This window comes from Pseudooceanicola marinus (assembly GCF_002786295.1).
Lineage (GTDB): Bacteria > Pseudomonadota > Alphaproteobacteria > Rhodobacterales > Rhodobacteraceae > Pseudooceanicola > Pseudooceanicola marinus.
This window is the reverse complement of record NZ_PGTC01000021.1, coordinates 42911-60396: the sequence shown is the minus strand read 5'-3', so window position 1 is coordinate 60396 and position 17486 is coordinate 42911. Positions and strand designations below refer to the sequence as shown.

Below are 17486 nucleotides of genomic sequence, written 5' to 3'. Positions count from 1 at the left end.
CGCAGGGTATTCGATTGCGCAGCGAGCCTCCGCTGTCCGCCCTTCGTGTCGGCGCCTGGCTATTGGTCCGGCGTGCCGCTGTCGGCAGTGTGCTTCGAGGTGATTTCCTGGACGGGCTTCCGACCTATCGACGCGGTGTCTATCGGCCCTGGCCACGTCGACCGCGACGGAGTGATGGTGTTTCGGCAGTCGAAAGTGAAGGCCCCGGCCTTCATGCCCAGGACCGCCGCCGGCGTCGAGAAGTGCGCACACAGCCTGAGAAAGAGCCGCGGATTCGCTCTAGCCGAGGGTGGAGCCTCGGCGCATCAATTCATGAGCTGGGGAGGTTGGCAGACCCTTAAGGAAGCCGAGCATTACTGCCGCCTGGCAGACCGCAGATGTGCTGGGTGACGGGCGACAGGGCCAAGACGGAGGCACCGCCGTCCATTTCGAACCGCTTCGTCAGGCCGGACACACTGATCACGAGGGATGTCCTCTTCTTCGCATACGACTTCGGCCCCAGTTCCGAGCGGCAGGCGGCGCGAGATTCAAGCGCCAGCTCTCATTTTTTAGACTGCGCGGCACGTTCTTCTCAAAAAATGGGAAAAATCGCCCAAAAAGGGGGCGCCAAATGTGGAAGATCTAAAAAAATGCAGCTGATTGGCGCCTGATCCCTTCGTCTGAAAGCCGACGTTTTCCCTTCAAAACTTGGAGAGTCATCGAATCCAGCTGGGATTGCAGAGGCTTGCATCTCGTGATTGGATCATTTCCGAGACGGACCATGGCCGGGGCGCATTGCGCCGCCAGCCACAAGGACCGTCAGAAAGATCCGGAGGGGCCAGCCCGTGACGCAGGCAAACAAGGTGAATTTCGTCGAGCTGGGCGCCCGGTTGCGCGCCCACAGGCTAGGCCGCGCCCTGTCGCCAGAGGATCTGGCCGCCCGCCTCGGCATCTCTCGCGCAGCGCTCTACCGCGCCGAAAAAGGCGAAATCGCCAAGATCGAGATGCTGACCGCCATCGCGGACGAACTGCAGGTTTCCCTGCCCTCCCTGCTGGGCGTGGGCATCGAATATGTCGACAACGCCGTCAGCTTCTTCGAGCGGATGCGCCAGATCGAAGAGGATAGCGAGCAGATCATCGGCCTCTTCAGCCCGATCTCCTACTTGGTCACCACGGGCGGCTATGACGCCGTGCTGGCAGACGTGATGCGCGAATCGACCACCGCCGACCAGGGGAAGGATGTCGATCAGATCCTTGATATCCTGAAGAAAAGAAAGACGCGCTTCGATCAACGCCGGCCGCACCTGGCCTCGATCATCTCGGACGCGGACATCGAACGCTTCCTGCGCGAGGGCCTGATCGGCCGCAGCGAGCTGCCCCCCGCGACGCTGGACGCCCGCCGCCGCATGGCCCTGCGCGAAGCACAGCATATCTCGGCGATGCTGCGTGAACCGCTCATCGGAATCCAGGTCGGCGTCGCGCGCGAGCCGATTCCCGCGACCTCTTTCCAGATCGTGCGCAAGGGCAGCGAGTCGACTCTGACCATTTCGCCCTTCCGGCTGGGCCATAACCCCAACATCGGGATCGGTGTCGGCCTGATCACCTCGGCCCCCGAGGCGCTGGAGCTGCACGAAGGGATCACCCAACGCCTCTGGACCAGCTCGCTCAAGGGTCGCGAGGCTGCCGACCACGTCGATGCGCTGATCGAACGGCACGGGATTCGCTAAGCGGCCGTCACCCCCTCCGCTCAAAAACTAGACGACCTAAAGCTGACCATCCGATAAATTTTCCCTGCCGTCTCATTTTTTAGATTTTTCCGTTGACCCCTTGCACGACCATCGTGATCCTTCAGGCATCAGACAAGATGAGCATGACAGGGAGTCACAGATGTTCCGCAAAACCACCGTCCTCTCCGGACTGACCGCACTGGGCCTGGTTCTGGCCTCCGGCGCGCAGGCGCAGGAATACGTCGCCAAAATCGGTCACCTCGAAAGCCCGGCGCAAAGCCGCAACGTGACGCTTGAGAAGGTTGCCGAACTGGTGAAAGAGCGCACCGACGGCGAGGTCGAGTTCCAGATCTTCCCGCAGGGCCAGCTGGGCAACCAGCGCCAGATGAACGAAGGCGTCCAGCTAGGCACCATCGAGGGCACCGTGGCCCCCGCCGCTTTCCTCGGCGGCTTCAACCCGGCCGTGTCGATCATGGACATCCCCTACCTTCTGCCCGAAGACGACGCCAAGGCGCAGGAACTGCGCGACGGTCCTTTCGGCCAGGCGCTGCTGGACACCTTCTCGGACAAGGGCATGTTCGCCGTGACGCTCTGGCCCAACGGCAAGAAGCAGTTCACCTCGAACAAGCCGCTCGACACCTTGGCCGACTTCGCCGACCAGAAGTTTCGCGTCATGGACAGCTCGATCCTGATCGAACAGTTCAACGCCCTTGGGGCCTCGGCCATCGCCCTGCCCTTCGGCGAGCTCTACACCTCGCTGCAGACCGGCGTCGTGGACGGGGAAGAGAACCCGCTGGATACCATCATGAACATGAAGTTCTACGAGGTGCAGGAGTACCTCGTGGTCTCTGATCACGGCGCGATGGAGGACGTCGTGCTGTTCAACCCGATGTGGTGGGACAGCCTGCCGGCCGAGTACCAGGAGGTGATCACCACCGCCTTCCACGAAGTCATCCCCGAGCTGACCGCCCACAAGGCCGCCGCTGTGGAAGAAGCGCTGGAAACCATCGAGGCCGCCGGCACCAACGTCCGCGTCGCCGGTGAGGAAGAACGCGCCGCGCTGCGCGAAGCCACCTTTGGCCCGGCCTCCGAGGCCTATGTCGCCAAGGCCGGCGACACCGGCAAGGCCCTGCTGTCCACCTACGAAGAAGCCTACGAGGCCCTTCATTAAGCCGTTTCCACGGCTTCGCTCCCCGGGCCCGTCCTTCGCGGCGGGCCCTCCCCCTTCCGGCCCCACTTCTTCAGGCGGCCCGCCCCGACTGTACGAGGCACATCCCATGAAATTCCTGACCCTGCTGAGGACGATCGAGCGCAGCCTTCTGGTGGCTCTCTTCCTTGCAATGGTGGTTCTCTACACCGGCTCTGTCGTCACCCGCGAAATCGGGGGCACCTTCGCCTCGCGCTTCGCCTGGGTCGAGGAAGCGGTGCGGATGATGAACCTCTTCCTCGTTTTCCTGGCCCTGGGCCTGGCGCTTGAACGCGGCAAGCACGTCGGCATCACCAACCTACGCGAACGTCTACCGGCCGGCGCCATCCGCGCGGTCTGCAAGCTGATCGACCTTTGCGGCCTGTTCTTTGGCCTCTACTTGGCCTGGTTGGCTTTCAGCCTGGTGCAATTCGTCCTGAAGTCCGGCCAGGCCTCGCCCACGCTGGGCGTGCCCATGGGCTACATCTACCTCGCCCCCGTCGTGGGATTCCTGCTGCTGGCGCTGCGCTATGGCCTCAGCCTGTTCGGTATCATCGACCGTTTCAACGCACAGGAGCAGGCAGAATGATCCTCGCCCTCATCCTCCTTCTTGCCGTGCTGCTGCTTGTCGCCGGCTTCGAAATGTTCCTGGTGCTGGGCCTGCCCGCGCTGGCTTACAAGGAAGCCTTCTACGGCCGTCTGCCCGATGCGGCGGTGGTGCAGAAGATCGTCGGCGGAATCGACCATTCGACTCTGCTGGCCATCCCCTTCTTCATCTTCGCGGCCAACCTCATGGGCTCGGGCCAGATCGCCCGCCAGCTGGTGGGCGTGGTGACCGCGCTGGTCGGTCACAGCCGCGGCGGCATCGGCCACGTGGTGGTCGGCGGCTCCATGGCCTTCGGCGCCGTCTCAGGCTCTGCCCCCGCCACCGTCGCGGCCATGGGCCGCATGGTCTACCCCGAGATGCGGAAGGCCGGGTATTCCGAGAAGTTCTCGCTGGGGCTGCTCGTCTCCTCCGCCGAAACCGCTCTGCTGATCCCGCCCTCAATCACGCTGATCGTATACGGCTGGATTACCGGCACATCGATCTCGCAGCTGTTCGCCGCAGGGCTGGGCGTGGGCCTGGTGCTCGGCGTGGCTTTTGCCATCTTCGTCGAGATCCAGGCCCGCCGCGACAACGTCAGCCACAGCGACCGCCTGCCCTGGGGCGCCCGCCTGCGCGCCATTTGGAACGCGAAATGGGCGCTTGGCATGCCGGTCATCATCCTGGGCGGCATCTACTCGGGCGTGATCACCCCCACCGAGGCCGCCGCCGTCAGCGTGGTCTATGCCATCCTGGTCGAGACCCTAGTCTTCCGCAGCCTGAACTGGGGCGCCCTGGTCAAGATCACCGAAGACAGCGCGATCAACACCTCGATCATCTTCGTGCTGCTGGCCATGGGGGGTCTGATCTCGTTCTTCGTGACGCTGGCGCAGGTACCGACGGCGATCCTGGGGCTGCTGGACAGCGCCGACGCCGGCCGCATCGCCTTCCTGATCGCGGTGAACATCTGCTTCTTCATCGCCGGCATGTTCATCGACCCGAACTCGACCCTGCTGGTCCTCGTGCCGCCGCTCTACCCCGTGGCGCAGAGTTTCGGCATCGATCCGGTGCACTTCGGGATGCTGGTCACCTTCAACGTCTGCCTGGGCATGATCACCCCACCCTTCGGGTTGGACATCTTCGTCGCCTCCTCGACCCTGGGCAAACCGGTGGCCGACATCATCCGCGGCGTCTGGCCCTTCGTGCTGGTCAACGTGATCGTGCTCCTGCTGATCACCTACATCCCGCAGATATCCCTCTTCGTGCCACGCCTGATCTACGGCTGATCCGCGCACTTCCCCGAAAGGTCCTCTCATGACCCTCATCCCCTCAATCCTGTCCGTCCCCCCCTCGCCCGGTGTCACCGCACGCTGCGCCGAGGCCCGGGCCATCGTACTCTCGAACATGCCGGTCAACGGCGAGTACCGCCTGCTGACCCTGGACGCCCCGGCCGAGGTGCTGGACTGCGCCCCGGGCCAGTTCTTCCAGTTGCTCTGCCCAGTACCCGAGGGCGAGCACCCCTTCCTGCGCCGCCCGATGTCGATCTACGGCTACGACGCCCACGCAGAGCAGTTGCAGTTCCTCTACAAGATCGCAGGCGCCGGCACCCGTGGCTTGGCCACCCTGCGCGCGGGCGACACGCTGAACGTGCTGGGCCCGCTGGGCCAGGGCTTCACCATGCCCGACGCCTGGCAGAACCTGATGCTGGTGGCGCGCGGCGTGGGCTTGGCCACCCTGGCGCCACTCGCCCGGATGGCACAGCAACAGGGCCGCAGCCTGACCGCGATCTGCTCGGCCCGCAGCCCGGAACTGGCCATGTCGGTCGACCTCTTCCGCAGCTACGGCGCCGAGGTCATCGTGGTGCATGACGAAGACGGCTCGTCCGAAGTGCCGGCGCTGGAAGCCCTGATTGAGGCGCGCATCGCCGCAGGCAGTGTCGATGCCTTCTACACCTGCGGCTCCCGCCGTCTTTTGACCATGCTGCAGCGCCTGGGCCAGAAGCATGGCATCCCCGGCGAAATCGCCATGGAGCAGCAGATGGCCTGCGGCCTGGGCATGTGCCAGGCCTGCGTCCGCCCCTTCCGCGAAGGCAACGAGGTCGTCCACCGCCGTGTCTGCCGCGAAGGTCCAGTCTTTCCCATCTCGGAGGCCATCGCATGAGCACCTCCGACCTCTCCGTCAAAGTCGGCGAGCTGACCTTCGCCAACCCGATCATGCCCGCCTCCGGCACCTTCTCCGAGGATCTATCGGATGTTTTCGACCTGGATGTGCTGGGCGCCCATGTGTTGAAGACGATCATGCACGGCAAGCGCGCCGGCAACCCGACGCCCCGGGTCTGCGACCTGCAGGGCGGCATGCTGAACGCCATCGGCATCCCGTCCAAAGGGATCGACGATTTCCGCGACCGGATGCTGCCCTATTGGTCCGACTACAAGGCGCCGCTAGTGGTCTCGATCTCGGCCCATTCGATGGATGAGTTCGCCCGCCTCGCCGCCGAGGTCTCGCTGCCCGGCGTGGCGGCGATCGAGGCCAATATTTCCTGCCCGAACATCGAGGCAGACGGCAACGCCTTCGCGATGCGTCCCGACACCACCGCCGAAGTGATGCGCCGCCTGCGGGCCGAGACGGACCTGCCGCTCTGGGCCAAGCTGACGCCCAACACCGGAGAACCGGTCGCCGTGGCCCTGGCCGCCGAAGCCGAGGGCGCCGATGCCATCGTCACCGCGAACACTGCGCTTGGCATGTCCATCGACGTGCGCACCCGGCAGCCCAGGCTGGGCAACGTCATGGGCGGCATGTCCGGCCCCGCGGTGAAGCCCATAGCGTTGCGCATGACCTACCAATGCGCCCACGCCTGCCGCGTGCCGGTGATCGGCTGCGGCGGCATCGCCACGCTGGACGACGTGCTAGAATTCCTCATCGCCGGCGCCGCCGCCGTGCAGGTCGGCACCGCCACCTTCCAGTCGCCCACCGTCATGGCCCGGCTGATCGCAGAACTCTCGGACTGGATGCAGGCGCAGGGCGTCACCTCGCTCGGCGAGATCATCGGCTCGGTGCAGATCCCGGGCGGAGAGGCCGCATGATGCTGCAATCCTTCAAGGGCCACGACGATGCGGCCATGGGCGCCCTGGCGGCGCAGGTCTTCGACGGCATTCGCGCCCTCTCGCCCGACAGCGCGGGCGTCAGCCGCCCTGCCTTTTCGGACATCGAGACGCGGACGCTGGACTGGCTGGCCGATTTCGCCCGCACCGAGGGCCTGCACGTCGAAGAAGACGCAGGCCGCAACCTGCTGTTCTGCCTGCCCAAGGATGCGCAGGCGGAAAGCTGGGTGCTGATCGGCAGCCATGTCGACAGCGTGCCCATGGGCGGCAACTACGATGGCCTGGCGGGCGTCGTGGCGGGGCTGATCGTCCTGATCCGCGCCGCGCGCAGCGGGCGTTCCTTCCGGCGCCCGGTCAAATGCCTGGCCATGCGCGGCGAGGAAAGCGCCTGGTTCGGCGCCTGCTACCTGGGCTCCAAGATGCTGACCGGGCAATTGCCCGACGCGGAGCTTGCCGCGGCCCACAAGGGCGATGGCCGCTCGCTGCGTGATCACCTGGACGGCCTGGGCATCGACACCGCGCCGCTGGCCGCGCGGACCCCGATCTGCGACCTGTCAAAGATCGAAGGCTACCTGGAACTGCACATCGAGCAGGGCCCGCTGCTGGTCGAACGGGGCCTGCCCGCCGCCGTCGTCTCGGGCATCCGGGGCAACTTCCGCCACCGGCTGGTGCGCTGCATCGGCGAGGCCGGGCACTCCGGCGCCGTGCCCCGCGCCTACCGCCACGACCCGGTGCTGGCCTTCGCCGAACTGATGCACCGGCTGGACGATACCTGGGATCACCTACTACGGACCGGGCGCGACCTGGTGCTGACCTCGGGCATCGTGGGCACCGACCCGGCCTCGCACGCGATCTCGCGCATTCCGGACGAGCTGGGCTTCTCGCTCGACATCCGTTCGCAGGATGCGGCGATCCTCGACCAGATGCGCGCCTACCTGCGCGAGCAGATGGACGACATCGGCCGTAGCCGTGGCGTGCGTTTCGACACCGGCGCCGAGGTGGCCGTGGCCCCTGCCCTTATGGACCCCACCGTCATCGCCGGGCTGGAGACAGCCATGGCCCGGGTCACGGACGAGCCCTTCACCATGCCCTCGGGCGGCGGCCATGACGCGGCGATCTTCGCCCAAGCGGGCATTCCCGCCGGTATGGTCTTCGTGCGAAACCGCAATGGCAGCCACAATCCCGACGAAGCGATGGAAATCGGCGATTTCCTCGTAGGCACGGCGATCCTCTCCGCTTATCTGGAGGCGGAAGAATGAAGGAAGCCCTGCCAATGCAGCTCTCGCCCGAGACCCGCAAAGACTTTGCCCGCCGCACCGCGCGGGCGCTGCTGGACATCGGCGCCGTGGAATGCGCGGACCAGCGGCCCTTCATCCTGTCCTCCGGCGTGGCCAGCCCGGTCTACATCAATGTCCGCAAGGTAATCTCTTACCCCGCGCTGCGCGAGATGATGATGGGCTTCGCGACCGAGATCCTGGACTCCGAGATCGGGCGCGACCGCATCGATGCTGTCGCCGGCGCCGAAACGGCCGGCATCCCCTTCGCCGCCTGGATCGCGGCCCTGTCCGGCCTGCCGATGCAATACGTGCGCAAGCGCGCCCAGGGCTTCGGCCCGGCGGCGCGGATCGAGGGCGTCTCGACCCCAGGCCAGCGGGTCCTGCTGATCGAGGATCTGACCACCGACGGCGCCTCGAAGATCCGTTTCTGTCAGGCCCTGCGCGAAGCCGGGCTGAAGGTGTCGCACGTGCTGATGCTGTTCCACTACGACATCTTCCCCGAGACCCGTGTCGCGCTGGACCAGCACGGCCTGCGCCTGCATGCCCTGGCCAACTGGGGCGACATCTTGGCCGAGGCCGAGACCCGCGACAGCTTCCCCCGCCCGGCGCTGGATGCGCTGCGGGCCTTCATCGACGCCCCTCTCGACTGGTCGGCCGCCCATGGCGGCGTCGGCAGTCTTTCCTTCTGACCCTTCACGTCCCGTTCCGAAAGGAGACACCTATGTTCACCCCGCTTCTGGAGACGCTCGCCGAACAGGGCAACGGTATCCATGCCTACCGGGCAGCTTCGCAGATGTCGTGGCAAAAGGCCGCCGAGATCCCCGACCATGCGGCCGCCTTCTACCTGCTGGCGACGACTATCGACGCCTTCGTCGACCGCCACGAGCGCATGCCCCTGATGTTCGCCGAGGTCAAACAAAGCTTTGACACCCTCAAACAGGAGATCGAAGCCCTTGGCGCAGCCTATGCGGCCGGCGACCCAGCCCAGATCCTCGAGGCCCTGAACAAGATCGCCGCAACCCGCGCGGCAGAACTGGACTGAGCGCAAACATCACGGCACCCCAGGCTTTCGAAGGCCGGCTCTTCTTGCGAAGGTCCGGCCTTCGTCGTTCTTCCCTCCCGCGTCCCTGCGGCAAATCGGACGCGAAATCAGGCTCTGGACGTCGGTAACGGGTCTCCGTCCGTCAGGCGATTTTGCGTTTGAGTTCAGCCACTCGTCCATTTCGATGCGCTGCAAGGGCGCTTCGATCTCAAGACCCTGTCCGTAAGGTCCACCGGCACTGGCAGCTGCGCAAGCGCGCGATGTCGCGCTGCGCCCCGGCCCAACGCTTCTTCTGGCTCAGAGCGGAAGCCGCGCCCGAGAGACTTCACTCTCGAACAACAGCGACCACCGCCCTGCTCAGGTCCTTCAGCGCCTCGTTGCGAGCCTCGAACTCCGCGTCCGTATCCGAGACGAACATCGTCGCGATCCAGGGCGCCTCGCCGTCAGGCTGGATCACCGCGACGAGGTTGCGCGTGTGGCTTCCGCTGCCCGACTTGTCGAGGATCAGCCAGTCGTCGTCGGCCTCGGCGCGCAGCAATGCGCCGGTCACGCCGCCGTGGCGCATCCACTCCGCCAGCTGCCCGCGGGCCTGCGGAGACAGCGCGTCGCTCAGCAGCAGCGCCCGCAGCGTCTCGGACATGGCGGCCGGGCTCGTGGTGTCCCGCTCGTCTCCAGGCGTGAAGTCGTTCAGCTCGGGCTCGATGCGGTCGAGACGGCTCGTAATGTCGCCGACGCTGCGGAAGAACTGCGTCACTGCCTCCGGCCCGCCGAGATGCCCGATCAGGAGGTTCGCCGCCACGTTGTCGCTCATGTCGATCGCCGCGAGGCAGAGCTGGTCGAGGGTCATGGTGCCGCCGACCCGCGTCTCTGTGACCGGCGCATAGGGCACAAGGTCGGCCTTGCGCACCGGCAGCGCTTCGGAGAGCGACAGCGTGCCCGCGTCCCAGCGTGCGAGGATGGCGCCGCAGACCGGCACCTTGACCGTGCTGTTCATGAGGAAACGCTCGTCCTCGCGGTGCGACCAGGACCACCCCGAGCCGGTCTCCACAAGCGAGAGACCGACGCGGGCGTCGAGCTGCTCTTCGATCCGGGCGACGGTGTTCGAGAGCGCCTCGACAGGCGTTTCGGCGAGGGAGGCGGTGGCCATGAACAGGCCGAGAGTGAGCCCTGTCGCGACACGCGACAGGACGGAAGCGGGGAACCGCATGAGACCATTCCTTTCAGGATCTGCGCCACTGGCGCCTGGGAGGCGACATCAAATGATGTCATGCGGACTATATATTTCGGCTTGATCGCAGCCATCAAACGACAAATCTTATGGCCTACCATTAGCTGAGGTACTGCCATGGACCGCCCCGACCTGCCGCTCAATGCCCTGCGCGTATTCGAGGTCGCCATGCGCCAGGGCAGCTTCACCAAGGCCGCGATCGAGCTGCGCGTCACCCAAGCTGCCGTCAGCCACCAAGTCGCACGACTTGAGGACCTGCTAGGCGCGGCGCTGTTCCTGAGGACATCACAAGGGCTGGTGCCGACTGACGAGGGCCGCCTGCTCTTCCCCGTGCTCGAACATGGCTTCGACGCGATGGCGCGGGTGCTCGACCGGCTCGGCGGGCGGCGCGACATCGAGGTGCTGAAGGTCGGCGTCAACACGACCTTCGCGATGGGCTGGCTGATGCCAAGGCTCGAGGCGTTCCGGCAGGCCCATCCCGAGATCGACCTCAGGATCTCCACCAACAACAACCGCGTGGAGATCCTGCGCGAAGGGCTCGACATGGCGATCCGCTTCGGCACCGGAGGCTGGACCGGCCACGATGCGATCCCGCTGGCAGACGCACCGATGGCGCCGCTCTGCGCGCCTGGCGTTGCGTCACGGCTCCTGCACCCTTCGGACCTCGGGCAGGTCACACTCCTGCGCAGCTACCGAAGCGCCGAATGGCCGGGCTGGTTCGAGGCCGCGGGCGTGCCCTGCCCGCCTGTCACCGGGCCGGTCTTCGACAGCTCGGTGGCACTCGCCGAACTGGCAACCTCAGGCGCGGGCGTTGCGCTGCTGCCGATCTCGATGTTCGAAAGCTACATCACGCAGGGTCGCCTGGCGCAGCCGTTTGGGGTCACCGTTTCGGTCGGAAGTTACTACCTCGCCTGGCCGTCTGACAGGCCTGCCACCCCAGCGATGAGCACGTTCTCCCGTTGGCTGACCGGCCAGAGCGCTGAGTAGCCAACCAATTCGTGCAACCCAGCCTGCCGTGCGCACCAGTCACCGCGGAGCGCGGTGAGCAGCCATCTGGATGCCCTTCATGCATTATGCAACATGAGATCCAAGACCGACACGAAGGGCGGGGAGCGGCCATTCGCTGCGTCCTGGTCGAACGGCAGCGAAGCGCAGGAAGCGGTCATTGGAACTGAAGCTTGCTCACGGGTATGTTCGGTCAGCATCGCTCTATCACCAAAGGTCAGCCATGCGGACAGAGCGGGCCTTTGGGTTGAGGCGGATCTCGCTCAACAAGCCGGTCCTGAATCGCGTTTCAGGTCTCATAGTCCGTTTCTGGCCTGTATGCCTGCTCAGGTCTGGACCAAGGAATGACCTGAAAATGCTAAAAATATCCCTGAGCGCCATTGCGCTGATCGCCCTCACATCCATTGCCCAGGCCGATTCCGTCGGCTTTCGCACCATTGGGATCGGCGGCGAAACCCCGCGTCCACTGAATGTCGCACTCTGGTATCCGAGCACGGAGGCTGGACCCGAAACCATCGTCGGAGAAACCCCGGCCTTTGTCGGCACGAAGGTTCTCCGCAATGCGCAGCCCTCGGAAGGGGCGCATCCGCTGGTCGTGCTCTCGCATGGCTATGGTGGCACCTGGCGCAACCTGAGCTGGCTGGCGGAGGAGCTGGCCAAAGACGGCTATGCCGTGGCCGCGCCGGACCATCCCGGAACCACGCATTTCAACCGCGATCCGCAACAGGCCGCAATGCTGAGGGAGCGTCCGCGCGATCTCAGCCGGGTCATCGATGCGCTGGCAGGAGATCCCGCGCTGGCCGGCGCCATCGACCCGGGGCGTATCGCGGCCATTGGCCATTCGCTCGGCGGCTGGAGCGTCACGGCACTGGCCGGCGCGCGGTTCGATCCTGATCTCTTCGCGCAGGAGTGCGCCTCGGGCCCCCGTTCGAGGGCTTGCGCATTGGACGACCTGAATCTAACCGCCCCCGCACTCGGACAGGATATGCACGATCCGCGCATCCGGGCCTTTGTCACGCTTGATCTGGGGATGGCGCGCGGCTTTACGCCGGAAAGCGTTGCCGGGATAACGGTTCCCGCGCTGCTGATCGGAGCAGGGATCGACATCGGCGATTTGCCTGCCGAGCAGGAAACCGGCTGGCTGGCGCGGTATCTTCCCTCTGAGACCACGGAAACAATCATACTCCCGGACGCGATGCATTTCAGCTTTCTTCAGCTTTGCAAACCGGGCGCGGAAGCGCTGATCGAAACGGAAGACCCGGGTGACGGGATCGTTTGTCGCGATGGCAAAGAGCAGGGCCGAGCCGCGATTCACGCCGAGGTGCTGGACAGGGTCACGGCGTTTCTGGATCGCTCGATGCCCCCGCGCTGAGGTCGTTTGTCGCCCGGCGGCGCCAGTCGCTGGGCGACAAACCCGTCAAGCGCCGGAAGGTGGTGTTGAAATTCGATTTTGTTTGAAAGCCGCAGTCGAACATGATCGCCGTCACGGCGCGGTCGGTTTGCTCGAGAAGCGTCTGGGCCTCGCGGATACGCCACTGATTGATTTCCTGAGAGACATTCCGCCCGAGTTTACGGTTTATCGCCTGCGAAATATGCCGGGCCGGAATGCCGACCCGCCGCGCCAGCCGCTCCAGCGTCAGATCGGGGTCGCGGTAGAGATGGCGTTCTCTCAGAATTCGATGAACCTCGGTCAGAACATGCGCATCATCGGCCGTCGGCACGTCCCGCATATCGGGCGTCGTCTCGGCCTCCTCCTGAGGGGGATCTTCGGTCTCGGGCAGGCTGCGCGCCACGACAAGCGCCGCCCCGGCGATCAAAGGCAAGGTCAGCATATTGCCAAGGCTCACAATCAGCCCGATATGCGCGCCCCTGCTCAGGCCGACATCGAAGGCGATGGCAAGATCGACCGTCCCTGAGAGCAGCAACAAGATCCCGACCAGAATTGCGACACGGCCAGGCCTCACAGGCTCGCCCAGACGCGCGGCAGCAAAGCCTTCCTCACTCCCCATACCGCGCCATATCAGGGCGCAGCCGTAGCCGAGGAACAAGCCTGCCAGCAGAGCGTCAATCGGTGTCGGAAAACGGGGCCACAGCAGGGACAAGAAAAAGACCAGGGCGACGGGGAGGAAATGCGGCCAGACCGGACGTCGTCTCCCGCCCCTGAGCCCCGAAAAGCACAACCACGCCGTCGGTGGCAACAGTGCCGCGATCACTGGTTGCAGAAAGCGGAAAATCGGGGCGTCAAAACTCCAACGCAGGCTGACTACGATCATGAGTGCGATGCTGACCGCGAGAAACACAGAGATGGCGCGGAACCTGCGCTCTCGCCGGGTCGCAACAAGGCAGAGCAGGAAACCAAGCAGGATCGCGACAACGGCAGGCAGCGGGACCAGAATCATGTGACATCATTATCCCAGCCCCAATTTGCATAAACAGGGCGAATTGAGTCCCCTGTGACCTGTTCGTCTGTTGGTCTGTTGGTCTGTTGGTCTTGGGGTTTGAAACGAGGCGTACATGCACAATCCATACCGCACGAACTCAACCAGATCACAAGATATCGCATGCCATCGGTGTGAGTTGACTTTGAACCGGGCTTTGCTTGGTCCTCTTCCGGCTGCGGTCACGCTTCACGCAGCCAAAGGAGGAGGCGGGCCGAAAATGGCGAATGGCCATGCCTGGTGTTTGGAACAACGACACGCATCTGTTGAAGCCAGCTCATGAACTCCCCTACGGGAGAGAAGTCCGCTTCCGCGGCCTGCGCCGTTTCGCGATGCACGGTGGCCAATTCACACTTTCCACCCTTCGTGTCGGTGCCGGGTCCGAGGCACGAAGGTCGTGGACGGGCTGGGAGCGATCATCTGCTGCGCGCTTCATGAACGGCGTGTTTGGACCGGAGGTTACATGTCTATCTTTGTACCTGCCGCCAGCTCCGCTTTAATCGTTACTCGGGCGCACGAAGAGCGCACCGAAATGGCCTCTCGCCACCACGACTCCCAACCAGCATCCATGAAGGTTTTGAGGTCAAAATCAGGATCTCGCGCGCCTAAGTGCTCAACCTGATCCTGAATTGGTCGCAACCGTTCGAGCAGATCCTGTTCTGCCCCTATGCGCGCCACGCGCGACCGGGGTGAAGTCACTGTCTCCAAGGGCGAGCAGACTCGGAACCGCGAGCGTGGCAAGCTCCTCGGGCGCGAAAACACCCAGATCCAGCGCTAGCATGCCACCCATAGAGAAGCCCACCGCGTGAACCCGCTCAACGTCGAGCGCGTCCAGCACGGCCAGGGTGTCTGCCCGCATCGCATCCAGAGACATCGGCGCGTCATGCCCGCCGGTCCGTCCATGGCCCTGCTGTTCCACCCCGATCACTGGACGCCTTGCGGCAAGGAACGGCAAGCCGCCGTTCATGCCTCGCGGGTCTTGTCGGCCCTGGAGAAATGCGCGATCTGGTCCGCATGTGCCCTGGCAAAGGCTGGCCGCGCGCAAATCCGATCGATGTAGGCATCGGTTGCGGGATAGTCGCCGATCCCCCGTATCCAGGGCGGACGCAGGACGTCGGCCAGGATCAGATCCGCCGCGGTAAAGCGACCATCCACCAGCCAGTCGCGTGCCGTCAGGACGTCTTCCAGCACAGCGAGACGGGCCCGCAGCCAGCCCTCCAAGGGGTTCTCCGGCGGGGACGACAGTCCGACGAACCACCAGGGCACGCTGAACATCTCGACCGAGTTCAGGGCCGCGAGGACCCAGGACACGGTTTCCGCCCGCAGTGCCCTCTCCCGCGGCATGAGCGTTTCGCTCTTCTCCGAGAGGTGCAGCAGGCAGGCGCCGCTTTCGAACAGGCTGACATCTCCGTCCGTCAGATACGGCACCTGCCCGAAGGGCTGCATGGCAAGATGCTCCGCCCCGCGATCCTCGAAGGGCACGGAGCCCACGCGATAGCTCAGCCCGGCCTCTTCGCAGGCCCAGCCAAGCCGCAGGTCACGCACATAGCCCCGCGGCCCCTCCGGCACCCAGTCGAAGGTCCAGATCGTCAGCTGCTCTGGTGCCGTCTGGTTCATGGCGTCAGGCCTTGTCTTCGAAGATCGGCGTGAAGCTGCCCCACATCATGCGCTTGCCATCGAAGGGCATGTCCATCTCCTGCCAGCGCGGATCGGTTGCCATGCTGGCGCCACACCTGTCGTGGCTTTCCTTGTCGGGCCAGATCATCCACGAGAAACAGACCGTCTCGCCGTCTTCCAACGCGACGGCCCGCCTGAAATCGGTGTGCTCGCCCGCGGGAACTTGGTCGCCCCAGGTCTCCATGATTTGCAGGGCCCCATATTCCTTGAAGAGCGGCCAGGCCTTGCGGGCACTTTCGATGTAGGCCTGCTTGTTCCCGTTCGGGACCGGGGTCAGAAATCCGGCAACGTAGGTCATGCGAGCTCTCCTTGTTTTGCTCTGAGGTCCGCCATCCATTCGTCGAAACCGGGCGGCGGATTGCCCGTGAAGCCGGCAAGCTGATCGGACAGGGCCCGCTGGAAGGCCGGCCGTTCGGTGGCCCGCGCGACATAGTCGGCGAGGTTGGGAAAGGCTTCGACGAGACCCTCGCCCTCGATGATCCGCAGGACGCTGACCATCATCAGGTCGCCGGCAGAGAAACTGCCGCCGAGCCACTCCGCGGTGCCGAGGCGATCGGACGCCTCCTGCAGGCGTTCGTTGATCCGCTCGTCGATGCTGGGCAGGCGCGGCCCCGCCCAGGGCTCGGCCACTTCAAAGATCGTCATCTGTGCCCGATCCATGATCGGCGGCTCCAGGGTGTTCAGCGCGGCAAACAGCCATTCCAGCGACAAGCTCTGCCCCGCTGGCTCTGTCGGCCGCAGACCGGGGAACCGCTCTGCGATATGCCAGACGATCGCCCCGCTTTCGAACAGCGTGAGGTCACCCTCCTCGTAGGTCGGAACCTGGCCGAACGGTTGCAGCGCGCGGTGCGCGGCTTCCTTCTGTTGCCCTTGTGAGAGATAGCGAACGGCGTAGTTCTGGCCCGTTTCCTCAAGTGCCCAGCGTACTCGCAGATCGCGGACCTGCCCTTGGGCAAAGTCCGGCACCCAGTCGTAGGCGGTGATGGTGATGGCGGCTTCGGGATCAACCGGCATCGGACACCTCCGCCGGGCCCTTCTCGACGGCCTCGGCACTCATCCACATGGGTTCCCAGATATGGCCATCGGGATCCGCGAAACTACGTCCATACATGAAGCCGTGGTCCTGCACCGGGCAAGGGTCGGCCATGCCCCCGGCAGAGACCGCCGCTTCGGTAATGGCATCAACGGCAGCCCTGTCTTCACGGCTGATGCAAAGCAGCACCTGCGCCTCCTGCGCCGGATCGACGCGGCGACGATACGTGAAAGTTGCCCAGAACTCATGGGTCAGCAGCATCACGCAAATGGTGTCCGACAGGACCATGCTGGCCGCCTGGTCGTTGCTGCACCGCGGGTCCCGGGAAAAGCCGATGGCCTCGTAAAATTCGACAGATCGCCTCAGGTCCGCGACCGGCAGGTTCACGAAGATCATTTGCGGCATTGCCATTCCTCCCTTGCCGTATCGTAATTATGGACAGCGTAGCGGCATGAGATTACAAAAAGCAACTATGAAGAAACAAAAAGTAACCGAGTTGGCGAAATCCCCCCACGGACGGTGGTATGCAGATGCCTGCGGCACGGCCTTCGGGCTTGAACTTCTCGGCGAACGCTGGGCGATGCTGATCGTGCGAGAACTCATGTTCGGGCCGCGCCGTTTCAGTGATATCCGCGCAGATCTTCCAGGGGTCAGCGCCAAGGTGCTGGCAGAACGCCTTGCCGGCCTGGAGGCCAATGGTGTCATCGTTCGGTCCACCGCCCCCCAGCCAACTCCGGCGCAGCTTTATGGCCTGACGGAATGGGGATACGCGGCCGAGCCGATCCTGCAGGAGATCGGTCGCTGGGCCGCCGCATCGCCATTGCACGACCCGACGCTGCCACTCTCCCCTGTCTCCTTCATGCTGTCATTGCGCACCATGCTGGATACGGCAGCCGCACGCGGCACCTCCCTGGTCATAGTCTTTGAAATCGGGACGGCGCAGTTCACCGCACGACTGGATGACGGCGCCATGCCAGTGGAACGCGGCGCGGCGGAACGGGCTGACATCCGCTTCAAAGCGCAAGCCGCGCCCCCCCTCGCGGCTGTCTTCTACGGGGACGTGGCGCCAGAGGCTGCGGGCGTGGAAACCTTCGGCGATGCTGCTCAGTGCCGAGACTTCATTGCGCTCTTCAGCCTCCCGCAGCCACAGACGAACCTGGCATGCCCTTGATCGGAGAAAGCTTGACCGAGCCTGGCGCCTGATAGGCTT

At 64.7% G+C, this 17486-nt stretch carries 19 protein-coding genes; 12 read left to right on the top strand and 7 right to left on the bottom strand.

Annotated elements, in window-relative coordinates:
- The first annotated feature begins 824 nt into the window (after positions 1-824).
- From CVM50_RS16890 to CVM50_RS16850, 9 genes are all read left to right on the top strand, one after another.
- Positions 825-1706: a helix-turn-helix domain-containing protein gene (locus CVM50_RS16890; RefSeq protein WP_198431928.1), complete on the top strand. Its 882-nt coding sequence runs from the start codon at positions 825-827 to the stop codon at positions 1704-1706.
- A gap of 160 nt (positions 1707-1866) precedes the next feature.
- Positions 1867-2877 (top strand): TRAP transporter substrate-binding protein, encoded by a 1011-nt coding sequence (locus tag CVM50_RS16885; protein ID WP_085886520.1) that lies wholly within the window; start codon positions 1867-1869, stop codon positions 2875-2877.
- A 106-nt stretch (positions 2878-2983) separates the two neighbouring features.
- Positions 2984-3481 (top strand): TRAP transporter small permease, encoded by a 498-nt coding sequence (locus CVM50_RS16880; RefSeq protein ID WP_085886521.1) that lies wholly within the window; start codon positions 2984-2986, stop codon positions 3479-3481.
- Complete coding sequence (locus CVM50_RS16875) at positions 3478-4761, top strand: TRAP transporter large permease (protein ID WP_085886522.1); 1284 nt, start codon at positions 3478-3480, stop codon at positions 4759-4761. Before CVM50_RS16880 ends, CVM50_RS16875 begins: the two co-directional genes overlap by 4 nt.
- Before the next feature lie 28 nt (positions 4762-4789).
- The gene (locus tag CVM50_RS16870) at positions 4790-5635 is read left to right on the top strand and encodes a dihydroorotate dehydrogenase electron transfer subunit (protein ID WP_085886523.1); all 846 of its coding nucleotides are present in this window, start codon (positions 4790-4792) and stop codon (positions 5633-5635) included.
- The gene (locus CVM50_RS16865; protein ID WP_085886524.1) at positions 5632-6558 is read left to right on the top strand and encodes a dihydroorotate dehydrogenase; all 927 of its coding nucleotides are present in this window, start codon (positions 5632-5634) and stop codon (positions 6556-6558) included. Before CVM50_RS16870 ends, CVM50_RS16865 begins: the two co-directional genes overlap by 4 nt.
- On the top strand, positions 6555-7835 hold the full coding sequence (locus CVM50_RS16860; protein WP_085886525.1) for a Zn-dependent hydrolase: 1281 nt from the start codon (positions 6555-6557) through the stop codon (positions 7833-7835). Before CVM50_RS16865 ends, CVM50_RS16860 begins: the two co-directional genes overlap by 4 nt.
- Entirely contained in the window at positions 7832-8542 is a 711-nt protein-coding gene (locus CVM50_RS16855) for an orotate phosphoribosyltransferase (protein WP_085886526.1), read from the top strand. The genes CVM50_RS16860 and CVM50_RS16855 overlap by 4 nt, the downstream gene beginning before the upstream one ends.
- Before the next feature lie 32 nt (positions 8543-8574).
- On the top strand, positions 8575-8895 hold the full coding sequence (locus CVM50_RS16850) for a hypothetical protein (protein WP_085886527.1): 321 nt from the start codon (positions 8575-8577) through the stop codon (positions 8893-8895).
- Between the two features lie 325 nt (positions 8896-9220).
- Here the strand turns inward: CVM50_RS16850 and blaRCP are convergent, their stop codons facing one another.
- Positions 9221-10102 carry an RCP family class A beta-lactamase gene (blaRCP, locus tag CVM50_RS16845; RefSeq protein ID WP_085886528.1) on the bottom strand — a complete coding sequence of 294 codons (882 nt, stop codon included), beginning with the start codon at positions 10100-10102 and terminating at the stop codon, positions 9221-9223.
- Positions 10103-10240: 138 nt separating this feature from the next.
- Between blaRCP and CVM50_RS16840 the strand changes: the two genes are divergently transcribed.
- On the top strand, positions 10241-11110 hold the full coding sequence (locus CVM50_RS16840) for a LysR family transcriptional regulator (RefSeq protein ID WP_085886529.1): 870 nt from the start codon (positions 10241-10243) through the stop codon (positions 11108-11110).
- 373 nt (positions 11111-11483) lie between these two features.
- Positions 11484-12500 carry an alpha/beta hydrolase family protein gene (locus CVM50_RS16835; RefSeq protein WP_085886530.1) on the top strand — a complete coding sequence of 339 codons (1017 nt, stop codon included), beginning with the start codon at positions 11484-11486 and terminating at the stop codon, positions 12498-12500.
- Here the strand turns inward: CVM50_RS16835 and CVM50_RS16830 are convergent.
- The 6 genes from CVM50_RS16830 to CVM50_RS16805 all read right to left on the bottom strand — a co-directional run bounded on the left by CVM50_RS16830 (position 12463) and on the right by CVM50_RS16805 (position 16681).
- Positions 12463-13527, bottom strand: a complete 1065-nt coding sequence (locus CVM50_RS16830; protein WP_085886531.1) for a helix-turn-helix domain-containing protein — start codon at positions 13525-13527, stop codon at positions 12463-12465. The two genes, CVM50_RS16835 and CVM50_RS16830, sit on opposite strands and share 38 nt — an antisense overlap.
- 652 nt (positions 13528-14179) lie before the next feature.
- Positions 14180-14533, bottom strand: a complete 354-nt coding sequence (locus tag CVM50_RS16825; RefSeq protein WP_085886532.1) for an alpha/beta fold hydrolase — start codon at positions 14531-14533, stop codon at positions 14180-14182.
- Entirely contained in the window at positions 14530-15183 is a 654-nt protein-coding gene (locus CVM50_RS16820; RefSeq protein WP_085886533.1) for a glutathione S-transferase family protein, read from the bottom strand. Before CVM50_RS16820 ends, CVM50_RS16825 begins: the two co-directional genes overlap by 4 nt.
- 4 nt (positions 15184-15187) lie before the next feature.
- Complete coding sequence (locus CVM50_RS16815) at positions 15188-15541, bottom strand: DUF1428 domain-containing protein (RefSeq protein WP_043146993.1); 354 nt, start codon at positions 15539-15541, stop codon at positions 15188-15190.
- On the bottom strand, positions 15538-16257 hold the full coding sequence (locus CVM50_RS16810; protein ID WP_085886534.1) for a glutathione S-transferase family protein: 720 nt from the start codon (positions 16255-16257) through the stop codon (positions 15538-15540). Before CVM50_RS16810 ends, CVM50_RS16815 begins: the two co-directional genes overlap by 4 nt.
- Positions 16247-16681, bottom strand: a complete 435-nt coding sequence (locus tag CVM50_RS16805; protein ID WP_085886535.1) for a VOC family protein — start codon at positions 16679-16681, stop codon at positions 16247-16249. The genes CVM50_RS16810 and CVM50_RS16805 overlap by 11 nt, the downstream gene beginning before the upstream one ends.
- Positions 16682-16748: 67 nt before the next feature.
- Here CVM50_RS16805 and CVM50_RS16800 point away from each other — a divergent pair, with 67 nt between their 5' ends.
- Positions 16749-17447 carry a winged helix-turn-helix transcriptional regulator gene (locus tag CVM50_RS16800; RefSeq protein ID WP_085886536.1) on the top strand — a complete coding sequence of 233 codons (699 nt, stop codon included), beginning with the start codon at positions 16749-16751 and terminating at the stop codon, positions 17445-17447.
- Positions 17448-17486: the final 39 nt, after the last annotated feature.